Annotated in this window: 10 protein-coding genes, 1 tRNA gene and 3 pseudogenes; 2 read left to right on the forward strand and 12 right to left on the reverse strand. The window is 66.1% G+C overall.

The window, feature by feature from the left end; all coding sequences use genetic code 11:
• The first annotated feature begins 11 nt into the window (after positions 1-11).
• A complete protein-coding gene (locus ASG92_RS04990) occupies positions 12-740 on the forward strand; it encodes an FCD domain-containing protein (RefSeq protein ID WP_056625296.1) in 729 nt (242 codons plus the stop codon).
• Here the strand turns inward: ASG92_RS04990 and ASG92_RS04995 are convergent.
• From ASG92_RS04995 to ASG92_RS05005, 5 genes and pseudogenes are all read right to left on the reverse strand, one after another.
• A pseudogene (locus ASG92_RS04995) lies at positions 737-1,878 on the reverse strand (L-idonate 5-dehydrogenase). The gene ASG92_RS04990 and the pseudogene ASG92_RS04995 overlap by 4 nt on opposite strands.
• Positions 1,878-1,971 (reverse strand): annotated as a pseudogene (locus ASG92_RS29555) (gluconate 5-dehydrogenase); the annotation flags it as partial. The pseudogenes ASG92_RS29555 and ASG92_RS04995, both read right to left, overlap by 1 nt.
• Before the next feature lie 54 nt (positions 1,972-2,025).
• On the reverse strand, positions 2,026-2,409 hold a 384-nt coding region (locus ASG92_RS29560; protein WP_240987009.1), incomplete at its 5' end, for an SDR family oxidoreductase.
• A 1-nt stretch (position 2,410) separates the two neighbouring features.
• A pseudogene (locus tag ASG92_RS29565) lies at positions 2,411-2,904 on the reverse strand (SDR family NAD(P)-dependent oxidoreductase); the annotation flags it as partial.
• On the reverse strand, positions 2,901-3,833 hold the full coding sequence (locus tag ASG92_RS05005) for an NAD(P)-dependent oxidoreductase (protein ID WP_056625304.1): 933 nt from the start codon (positions 3,831-3,833) through the stop codon (positions 2,901-2,903). The pseudogene ASG92_RS29565 and the gene ASG92_RS05005, both read right to left, overlap by 4 nt.
• Before the next feature lie 70 nt (positions 3,834-3,903).
• On the opposite strand from ASG92_RS05005, the gene ASG92_RS05010 reads away from it, so the two are divergent.
• Complete coding sequence (locus tag ASG92_RS05010) at positions 3,904-4,968, forward strand: D-2-hydroxyacid dehydrogenase (RefSeq protein ID WP_056625307.1); 1,065 nt, start codon at positions 3,904-3,906, stop codon at positions 4,966-4,968.
• 284 nt (positions 4,969-5,252) lie between these two features.
• Here the strand turns inward: ASG92_RS05010 and ASG92_RS05015 are convergent, their stop codons facing one another.
• From ASG92_RS05015 to ASG92_RS05045, 7 genes are all read right to left on the reverse strand, one after another.
• A complete protein-coding gene (locus ASG92_RS05015; protein ID WP_157372104.1) occupies positions 5,253-6,602 on the reverse strand; it encodes an MFS transporter in 1,350 nt (449 codons plus the stop codon).
• Between the two features lie 168 nt (positions 6,603-6,770).
• Entirely contained in the window at positions 6,771-7,568 is a 798-nt protein-coding gene (locus tag ASG92_RS05020; protein ID WP_056625314.1) for an IclR family transcriptional regulator, read from the reverse strand.
• A gap of 310 nt (positions 7,569-7,878) precedes the next feature.
• A complete protein-coding gene (locus ASG92_RS05025) occupies positions 7,879-8,169 on the reverse strand; it encodes a hypothetical protein (protein WP_056625317.1) in 291 nt (96 codons plus the stop codon).
• Positions 8,170-8,316: 147 nt separating this feature from the next.
• Positions 8,317-8,392: transfer RNA gene (locus tag ASG92_RS05030), tRNA-Val, on the reverse strand.
• 82 nt (positions 8,393-8,474) lie between these two features.
• Entirely contained in the window at positions 8,475-9,404 is a 930-nt protein-coding gene (locus ASG92_RS05035; RefSeq protein WP_056625320.1) for an NAD-dependent protein deacetylase, read from the reverse strand.
• 9 nt (positions 9,405-9,413) lie between these two features.
• Entirely contained in the window at positions 9,414-9,911 is a 498-nt protein-coding gene (locus tag ASG92_RS05040) for a peroxiredoxin (RefSeq protein WP_056625323.1), read from the reverse strand.
• Complete coding sequence (locus tag ASG92_RS05045; protein WP_056625325.1) at positions 9,908-10,327, reverse strand: DUF3052 domain-containing protein; 420 nt, start codon at positions 10,325-10,327, stop codon at positions 9,908-9,910. Before ASG92_RS05045 ends, ASG92_RS05040 begins: the two co-directional genes overlap by 4 nt.
• Positions 10,328-10,793 lie beyond the last annotated feature (466 nt).

The raw sequence follows: 10,793 nt of genomic DNA on the forward strand, positions 1-10,793 counted from the left end.
TGCTTACCAATATGTCAACCAGCCTCCATCACCGTGCCATCGAGCACCTGGGAACCCGAATCGTCGGCGGCAGCCTCCCGACGGGCCATGTCATGCTGGCGGAGCAGCTGGAGGACGAGCTCAAAGTGTCCCGCTCAGTGGTCCGTGAGGCCGTCCGGGTGCTCCAGTCGCTCGGCCTGGTGGAAACCACCAAGCGCGTGGGAATCAGGGTCCTCCCGCCCCACCGCTGGAACCCCTTCGACCCCCAGGTCATCCGCTGGCGGCTGGCCAGTGACGGCCGCGGCGCACAGCTAAGGTCGCTCGCGGAACTGCGGTCCGCCGTCGAACCCGTTGCCGCGGAGCTCGCCGCCGTGAACGCTCCGGACGATCTCCGCAGGGAGCTGCTGGAGGTGTCCCTCGCCATGCGCGACGCCGGCCAGGCCGGCGACGTGCCGCGGTTCCTGGAACTGGACATCCAGTTCCACTCGCTGCTGCTCAGCGGGTCCGGCAACGAAATGTTCGCCAACCTCGTTGGCCAGGTGGCCGAGACGCTGACCGGCCGCACGGTGCACGGGCTGATGCCGGACCGCCCGCGCGACGTCGTCCTCCAGTGGCACCTGGACGTTGCCAAGGCCATTTTCACAGGCGACGCAGCGGAAGCCCGCGAGGCGTCCAGCATGATCATGCGCCAGACGATCTCGGAGATGGAGCCGGTGTGGATGGAGCAGCCGCGGGTCTTCGTCCCGGTGCCCCGCCGCTAGCTACCCAACGCGAAGCTCAGCAGCACCTTGCCGGATTCGGCGGAGTTGCGGGCGACGCCGAAGGCTTCGAGGGCCGCTTCCACCGGGAACTCGTGGGTGATGACCGGGTCGATGTGGAGGGTGCCGTCGGCCAGGGCGGCGATGACGTCGTCGATTTCGTCGTTGAAGCGGAAGGAGCCCTTGAGTTCGAGTTCGCGGGTGATGGCCAGGGAGATCAGGACCGGCTGCGGGCCGGTGGGCAGSAGCCCTTGAGTTCGAGTTCGCGGGTGATGGCCAGGGAGATCAGGACCGGCTGCGGGCCGGTGGGCAGCAGGCCCACCATCACCACGGTCCCGCCGCGGGCGGCGCCCTGGATGGCTGAGGCCAGGCCGTGGTGGTTGCCGGAGGATTCGATCACGACGTCGGCTTCGACGGCGGCGATCGCTTCCGCGTCGCCGGCGGCCAGGACCTGGTCCGCGCCCACGGCGGCGGCGATCTCGAGCGGTTTGGCGTGCATGTCGACGGCGACGATCCGGGCGGCGCCGGCCCGCTTCAGCACCGCGACGGCCAGCGTGCCGATGGGGCCGGACCCGATCACCAGGGCGGTCTTGCCCGCGACGTCGCCGGCCCGGGCCACCGCATGCCAGGCAACACTGGCGGGTTCGATCAGCGCCGCAGTGCGCAGGTCGAGGTGTCCGGGTAGGGCCCGGAGCATCCGCACCGGCAGGTTCACGTACCGGCTGAACGCGCCGTCGGTGTGCGGGTAGCGGGCCGCGCTGCCCAGGTAGGTGCACCCGGGTGAGAGGTTGGGCCGGTCCGCCGGATACCGCGCCGCGCCCGGACCCGGCGTGGCCGGGTGAACCGCGACGGCGGTCCCGGCGGCCGGACCTGTGCCGTCGGCCGCGGGCCGGACCACCCGGCCGGAAATCTCGTGGCCGAGCACCAGGGGTGCCTTCAGGATGGATTCGCCCGCCGCGCCGTGCAGCCAGTAGTGCAGGTCCGAGCCGCAGATCCCGCCGTACAGGACCTCGACGACGGCCTCGTCCGGGGCCGGCGCGGCCAGCGGGACCTCCTCGATCCGCAGGTCGCCCTTCGCGTGCGCGACCACGGCCGGGCCCGAGGCCGGCAAGGCTGTTGAAGCCTCCGTCACCGGCGCCATCAGACCACCACCGTCATTCCGCCGTCGATGAAGATCGTCTGGCCGTTCACGAAGTCCGAGCCGCTCGAGGCCAGCCAGACCGCCGGGCCGGCCNCAAGAAGTTCGCTGAAGAGACCGTCCTGGTCCGTGCCTCCGTCACCGGCGCCATCAGACCACCACCGTCATTCCGCCGTCGATGAAGATCGTCTGGCCGTTCACGAAGTCCGAGCCGCTCGAGGCCAGCCAGACCGCCGGGCCGGCCAGGTCCTGCACCGTGCCCCAGCGGTGCGCCGGCGTCCGGCCCAGGATCCAGGCATTGAAGTCCTCATCGTCCACCAGGTTCTGCGTCATCTCGGTATGGATGTAGCCCGGCGCGATCCCGTTGATCTGCAGCCCCGAAGCCGCCCATTCCGCGGTCATCGCCCGGGTCAGGTTCCGCAGCCCGCCCTTCGCCGCGATGTACGGCGCGATCGTGGGACGGGCCAGATCGGTCTGCACCGAGCAGATGTTGATGATCTTCCCGCGGCCCCGCGGAATCATGTGCCGGGCCGCNGCCGCGATGTACGGCGCGATCGTGGGACGGGCCAGATCGGTCTGCACCGAGCAGATGTTGATGATCTTCCCGCGGCCCCGCGGAATCATGTGCCGGGCCGCCTCCCGGCCCACCAGGAACGCGCTGGTCAGATCGGTGGAAATGACCCGTTCCCAGTCCTTCACGTCCAGCTCCAGCATCGGCACCCGGTGCTGGATGCCGGCGTTGTTCACCAGGATCTCCAGCGGACCCACGTTCTCCTCCACCCACGCGATGCCCCGCGCGGCCTCGGCATCGCTGGTGACATCGAACGCGCAGCTGTGCACCCGGCCGGGCGCGTAGCCGGCCGCCATCGCGGCCTCGGCGTCCTTGAGCCGCTCCGCGAAGTGGTGCTCCGCCGCACCCGGGGGATTCGCGCCGGCATCGGCCAGGGCACGCGCCAAAGCGTTGCCGATCCCCCGGCTCGAACCCGTCACCAACGCTATGCGCCCGGTCAGGTCAAAAAGTGAATTCATTCTGGAAGGGTCCCTTTCTTCGCGGCGTCCGCGGTTGTCCTGCCGAGGTTGGAAATGGTCTTCCTTACGACGGCGAGGTCCTGGTCCCCCAGCCCCTGCCGCTTGAGTTCCGCGTAGAGTTCGACGCCGGCCCTCGCCATGGGGACAGCGGCACCGGCCGCTCCGGCCGACTCAACGACGAAGGAAAGGTCCTTGTGCATGAACTTGGCGGGACCGGTGGGCGTGTAGTCCTTGCGCACGAGCCGCGGGCCGAGGACGTCCAGGACCCGGCTTCCGGCGAGTCCGCCGGCCAGGACCTCGTAGAGCGCCGCGACTTCCAGGCCGGAGCGCTCGGCGAGCTCAGCTGCTTCGGCGAGCGCCGCCGTCGTGGTTCCCACGATCAACTGGTTGCAGGCCTTCGCCAGGGATCCAGCGCCGAGGGGGCCCAGCAGCCGGACGGTGGTCCCCATGGCCTCGAACAGCGGCAGCAACCTGCGGAAGTCCGCTTCGTTGTCGGCTCCGGCCATGATGGCCAGGGTTCCCTCCGTGGCGCCGGCAGTGCCCCCGCTGACCGGCGCGTCGACCACCACGGCATTGCCTGCGCTGGCTTCCCGGACGCGCCGTCCGAATTCGCGGACGCCCTCGGGGGAAACGCTGCTCATGACCACCAGGGCAGTGCCGAGTGTCGGAGGGTTGTCCGCCCAGCTGGCCAGCAGGCCCGCCGCAGCCTCCTCGATATACGCGAGGTCCGGCAGCATGAAAACGGTCACTGGCTCGTCGCGGAGCGCTGCCACGTCACTTGCCACCTCGCCGCCACGCTTCCGGAAATCTTCCAGCACGGCGGGCGAGCGGTTCCAGGCGGTGACCGACCACCCGTTCCTGAGGAGGTTCGCCGCCATGGGCGCCCCCATCAGTCCCAGGCCGACGAAGCCCGCTCTCTGTATATTCATATGCAGCGCAACCTCACATCTTCGTGGTTAATCTATGGAAATCTGTTCAGTATCCTAGCCCCTATTCAGTATGATGAACACCATGACGACTGAAACCGCCGTCGCGATCGCCGTCCCGCTCGAAGCCGAGCTGGTGGAACGCATCCGCGCCGTAGACCCTTCCGTGACCGTTCTCTACGAACCCGAGCTACTGCCTCCGGAGCGGTTCCCGGCCGACCATTCCGGCGACCCCGCCTTCCAGCGGACCCCCGAGCAGGAGGAGCGCTACTGGGCGATGCTGGGCAAGGCCCAGGTGCTGTACGGCTTTCCGAATGAAAGTCCTGCCGGGCTGGCCCGCATAGCACGGGATAACCCGCGCCTGCAGTGGATCCACGCCATGGCCGCCGGGGCGGGCGGCGCGGTCAAGGCCTCCGGCCTCGACGCTGAAACGCTGAACAAGTTCAAGGTGACCACCTCCGCGGGAGTCCATGCCCTGCCGCTGGCCGAGTTTGCCGCGCTAGGCATCCTCAACGGCTTCAAGCGGAGCGCCGAACTCGCCCAGGACCAGGCCGCCAGGGTCTGGCCCGAACTGCGGACTCCGACGCGACTGGTCAACGGCTCATCGCTGGTCGTCACCGGACTGGGCGAGATCGGCCTCGAAACCGCACGGGTTGCCCGCGCCCTCGGCATGAAGGTCAGCGGGACCAAGCGCAACGTGGAGCCGATCGACGGCATCGAGGAAGTGGTGGACAACGGCGGACTGGCCGGCCTGCTGGCCTCGGCCGACGCCGTCGTGAACACCCTGCCCGGCACGCCCTACACGGAGAAGCTCTTCAACCGCGAGATCTTCGGGGCCATGAAGCCCGGCACCGTGTTTGTGAACGTGGGACGCGGAACGGTGGTGGATGAGGACGCGCTGGCGGAGGCCTTGGAAAGCGGCCAGGTCTCGTATGCCTGCCTCGATGTTTTCGCCGTGGAGCCGCTCCCGCAGGACAGCCCGCTGTGGAACCACCCCAAGGCGATGGTGTCGCCGCACACGTCAGCACTGAGTGCAGCTGAAAACCGCCTCATCACGGAGCGGTTCTGCAGCAACCTGCGGACCTTCCTCGACGGCGGCGAACTCCCCCACCTCGTGGACACCGTCCACTTCTACTAAACGCACTACCCCAGCCGGTCACTGATCAAAAGGGCGGCCCCTCCGGAAGCGGAGGGGCTGCCCTTTTGCATCTGCGGGTCAGTGAGGGGCCGGGATGCTTGACGGCGCCGGGTGGTGGGATGCGCACCGCCCGGTGGGAACGCGGTCGCCCGGCGTGATGCGCACCGCCAGTCCGGATCCGCCCGTCGAGGGGACAGCGAAAGGCCGTGGCCCCTTCCCTCATGGAAGAGGCCACGGCCTACGAGCGCAGTAACAGTGCTGGGCAGTCGCGCCTGTCCCGGGCGCTAGCTCGCGTCTGCCGTGAGAACGAGGTCACGGCCCACGGTCTCAGGGGTGAAGAAGGTGGTGGCAAAAGAGATGAGCGCAAGCACCAGCGAGTAGAACGCGAGTACCAGCCAGGAATGATCCGTTGCCGCCAGGAGCGATGCCCCCACCAGCGGAACCAGCCCGCCCGCCAGGACAGCCGAGAGCTCGCGGCTCATGGCGACACCGGTGAAGCGGTACTGGGAGCCGAAAAGCTCAGGCAGCAAGGGGCACTGCGGGCCGAGCATGGACTGGACGCCCAGGGCGATGCCCACCACCATGACCACCCAGACGAGAGTGACGTTGCCCAGGGTGACCAGGTAGAACGCCGGGAGCGCAATGACAGCCTGGAACAGCGCGCCATAGCGGTAGACCGGCACGCGGCCGAACCTGTCCGACAGGGCGCCGAACGTGACCACCATGACGGCGGCGAAACCTGCGGCGATAAGGAGCCCCACCGGCCCGATGAACTTGTCGCCCGGGAAGACGCCGTCCTTCGCCGCAAGGAATGCGATCAGGAGGGCGGAATAGATCGAAGAGTTGCCGTTCTCGCCCATGCGCAGGCCGATGCCGATCAGGACGTTCTTCTTCGAGTGCTTCCACAGCTGCCCGATGGGGTTCTTGACCACGTTCTTGTGCTTCTCCAACTCCTGGAATACAGGAGTTTCCTTGAGCCGCAGCCGGATGAAGATGGCCACCGCAATCAGGAGCACGCTCGCCAGGAACGGCACGCGCCACAGCCAGCCTTCCAGGACAGCTTTGTCGGCCATGGCGATCAGCGCGAAGGTTCCGGCGCCGAGGAGGGTGCCCAGCTGGATTCCGACGAACGGCAGGGAGGCGAAGAATCCACGACGGCGGCGCGGTGCGACTTCGGAAATAAGAGTGGTGGCGCCGGCCTGCTCGGCTCCGGCGCCGAGCCCCTGCAGGATGCGCAGTGTCACGAGGAGGACTGCGCCCAGCATGCCGGCCTGCTCAAACGTGGGCAGCAGGCCGATTGCGAAGCTGGCGGAACCCATCAGGCCGATCGTCAGGATGAGCACCATCTTGCGGCCGAACCTGTCGCCGATGTAGCCGAAGATCATGCCGCCAAACGGGCGGGCGGCGAAACCCACGCCGTAGGTGGCGAACGACGCGATCAGGGCGCCGTCGTCGCCGAGCGGCTTGAAGAACAGCGGCCCGAAGATCAGGGCGGAAGCGAGACCGTAAATGTAGAAGTCGTAGTACTCCAGCGCGGATCCTACGGAGCTGGCAAGAGTTGCCCTTCGCAGCTGTTCCGGTTCGACGACGGCGCCGTCCGCATCAGCCAGCGGTGAATCAGTACGAGTAGTCACAAGCACTCCCTCAAAGACACAACAGGCCCCCGTTGGCCTGGTGGGATAGCGGCAACACCATGGCGTCGATCACTATGTTGAACAGAGTACAACATGATGAACAACCCGCCAATACCCAACGTTGCGGGAGGCTCAAAGGCCCTAATGTGACGCGGCTCGCAGTCCCGATCAGCCCATGGGATTGCCCAGGGACCTCGCCAGTTCGTTGAGTTCCTTGACCATTTGGGCGCCCTGCTCCTCCGAATACGTCGCCTTGAGCGCCGTCACGGAAAGTCCGAGGCTGGGCCCGTGGGCGCCGCGGGTTGGCACGGACACGGCGAGGCAGACCACGCCGGTGGTGGATTCCTCGTCTTCGAATGCATAGCCCTTCTCGCGGATCTCCCGGAGCTGGGCTTTTAGTTCCGCCCCCGTGCGCAAGGACTTCGGGGTGAGCACCGGAAGCTCCGCATCATCGGCAAACATGGCGTCGATGTCATGGTCATGGAGCCGGGCAATAAGGGCCTTGCCCACGGCACACAGCGAAACCGGCATTTTGTCGCCGATATTGGATGTCAGCCTGACGGCCGGGTGGCCCTCATAACGCGCCAGGTAGATCACGTTGGTGCCATCCAGCATGGCGATGCGGACGGTTTCCCCGGAGAGAGTGGGGGCCTGCTCGCAGAAACGGTAGAACTCCTGCACCTCGTCAAGCCGGCTCAGGTAGGCTGCGCCGAGCTCAACCAGCTTGCGCCCGAGGGTATATTCAGCTCCCTGCCGGCTGATCAGGCGCGCCTCCTCGAGGGCGAGCAGCAGGTTGGACGTCGACGACTTGGGTATGCCCAGCTCGCGGGCCAGGTCACTGAGGGTCAGCCTGCCCATGGCCGACCCTGCGAGGGCCTCCAGAACGGCCGCCGCCCTGGTGACGGCCGGCGCCGGCGAGGTGCTGCCCAATCCGTCGTTGGGCCGGGAGGCGCGGGAATCGACCATGATTCTCCTTCAATCGGTACGCGCTGGGACAGCGCGGGCAGCTTCGGCGGCCAGCCATGCCAACACAGCGGGAGTCCGCAGCATCTGTTCATTTGGCTGAACACTTACCATCATAATGGCTTTTGTCGCCTGTGGAGTCGGCGTTCGGCACGGAAGCCGGACACATGACAGCAACGAGAGGGGCTCCGACGACGTCAATTACCAACAGGACCGCGAAACAGTTTCGTGTTTCCAAATGTTCACGGTATATTCAATGTAAGCCTTCCACCGCGGCATCCCCCAATAGTCGCGGTGGAAGGCTTTTCCAATTTCAGGCTGCATCCGCAATGGCGCTCCGCAGCTTCCAGCCGCCGCCCAGGCCGTCGCGCATGATCTCCATGGTGGTCAAGACCGACCCTTCGTTCCGTCCCAATCTCGCCTGAAGACGCCACACTTCCACGTCCACGCGACTGAGGCCCAGGGGCATTCTGCGCTCGGCCTCCCACCAGCTGACGCGTTCAAACCAACGGACCGGCTCAGCCCCAACAGTCCACTCACGGCCGCCACGGATGACGGCGCCGGGCCGGCCGTCAGTAGCAGTTCTCACCAGTACATGTTCCATGCCCGGAGACTACGGAGGGGCACTGACAATTCAGGGTCCGGCAGTCCGGGTCCGGCAGTCGGGGTCAGGCCGCGGCCGCACAGGGACATCCTCGGGAAACACAAAACCCCGCCCGGCAGGCTGACAGGCCTGCGGGCGGGGTTTTCGTGGTGGGTCCTACCGGGATCGAACCGATGACATCCACGGTGTAAACGTGGCGCTCTACCAGCTGAGCTAAAGACCCATTCTGCGGACTTTCGCACCGAAGTGCTCCAACCAACGAACATAGACTCTACCGGATCAAAGCCCTGAAACGCCAATCCGGGTCAAGGTTCCGGAAGTCCCGGCAACTCCGCGGCCAGCCACGCAAGGGTTTCACTCACGCCGGCCACGAGCTTGATGGTTGCCAGGTCATCGCCGCGCGTCTCACCGCGGTTAATAATGACCACTGGCTTGCCCTGTTTCGCGGCATGCCGGACAAAACGCAGACCGCTCATGACGCTGAGGGAAGAACCGGCCACAAGCAGCGCGCCGGCCTCGTCCACAATGGCATAAGCGCGTTCGACCCGCTCCTTGGGGACGTTTTCGCCGAAGTAGACAAAGTCGGGCTTGAGGACGCCGCCGCAGGCGGGGCACCGTGCAACCACGAAGCTGCCGATCAGTTGCGAGTTCTCCACTGTGGCGTCAGCATCCGGCGCGATTTCACCGGCTCCGGATTCCAATGCCCGGCGCAGGAAGTCCGGATTCAGCTCCTCCAGGACGGCTGCGAGAAGTTGCCGGGAGTAAGTACGTTTGCAGTCCAGGCAGATCACCTGGTCAAAACGGCCGTGCAGGTCAACCACGTTCACGCTGCCGGCGTCCTCATGCAGGCGGTCCACATTCTGTGTGATCAGTCCGGTGAGGAGTCCCCGCCGCTCCAGGGCGGTGACGGCGGCGTGGCCCGCATTGGGATCAGCCCGGCGAAGGTGCGACCAGCCGATGTGGTTCCGCGCCCAGTACCGTTGCCGGTTCGCCGCGTCCCCCACGAACTCCTGGTAGGTCATGGGCGACCTCGGCGGCGAATCGGGCCCCCGATAGTCCGGGATCCCCGAGTCCGTGCTCAGCCCGGCTCCCGTCAGGAGCGCCATGCGCAGCCCGGACAGCAGTTCCTTGATGCCGCGCAGGGCCTCAAGATCATCGGCAGCCGGCTGGGCCCGCGGCACGGGCGACAGACTGGCAAACCCTGTCAGGCCTATGCCGGTCCGCCGCTGATCCATGGGTCGGACCTAAGCCAGCCCCGCCAGCACCCGGCGGTATTCGCCTAGGTCACGCGCCTGGCCCCGAGGGTTGACCACGACGTACCGGACTGTGCCGCCGCCGTCGATGATGAAGGTCCCCCGGCGCGCCATTCCGCTTTCCGCGTCAAAGACTCCGTACTTTTCAGCGACAGCGCCATGCGGCCAGAAGTCAGCCAGCAGGTTGAAGCCATAGCCCTCTTGCCCGGCATACGCCCGCAGGGCGAACTTGCTGTCAACCGAGACTGCCAGCACTTCGGCGTCGGAATGCTCGAACACGGCCAGGTTGTCCCTGATCTCGCACAACTCGCCGGTACAGATGCCGGAGAATGCGAACGGATAGAAGACCAGGACCACGTTGCGGCCACGGAAGTCCGCCAGCCGGACGGGTTCACCAAACTGGTTCACCAACGTGAAATCCGGAGCCTGCTCCCCTACCGCGGGCACACCGACGACTTCCGTTGCAGCAACGGAGCCAGGTGCCGTCACTTGTTCTTCCTGGTCACCAGGCGGGTAGCGCTCCAGTCCTTGGATACACCCGCTGATGTAGTGAGGTGAAGCCCTGCCGTGGGTGCAGCTTCCTGGATCTCGCCCGGGGACACGTAACCGGCCCTCCCCGACTTCGGCGTCAGCACCCACACCACACCGCTCTCGCTCAGGGTGGTCAGTGAATCCATGAGGGTGTCAACGAGGTCGCCGTCGCCGTCCCGCCACCAAAAGATGACGGCGTCCACAACGTCATGATCGTCTTCGTCCAGGAGCTCGGACCCGGTGAGATCCTCTATGTCGTCACGCAAGTCGAAGTCGACGTCGTCGTCGTAACCGAACTCCTGAATCAGATCCCCGTTCTTGAAACCCAATTTTTCCGCCACATTTACCGAAGTGGCGGCGTCGGCCTCGCTCACGTGTTCCTCCTATGCATGGTGATATCGATTACTCCAAGCCAACACCCTTTGGGCGTGTGCTTCAAGCTAGTGCGGCCGCGGTGCGGCTTATTCTGCGTCACACAACCAGTATGACGGTCAAATACGGCAGGGGCGTCAGGCGCGGCTACGCATCGGCAAGCCGTCACAGCTAGAGTGGCTGGTGACATCTATGCCTGCGGGGCGACCGCCCTGGATGAATAAGCAGTCGTAGACGAGATAGAACCCTGCCCGGCGCACATGACCGGGCTGTTGTAACCGATATGTCGCACACGTCGCGTTCACGCCAGGCAGCTACCCTGCCGGACCTGAGGGCGCCGATGCATGCGCGCAAAGAGAGGTTGGACGTGGCTGCAGGAGAAGATACCTCCCATATCCTCAGCGGGTTGACTAACCAGCTGCCTGATCGTGATCCGGAAGAGACCGCCGAGTGGGTTGAGTCCCTGGA

The organism is Arthrobacter sp. Soil736 (assembly GCF_001428005.1).
Lineage (GTDB): Bacteria > Actinomycetota > Actinomycetes > Actinomycetales > Micrococcaceae > Arthrobacter.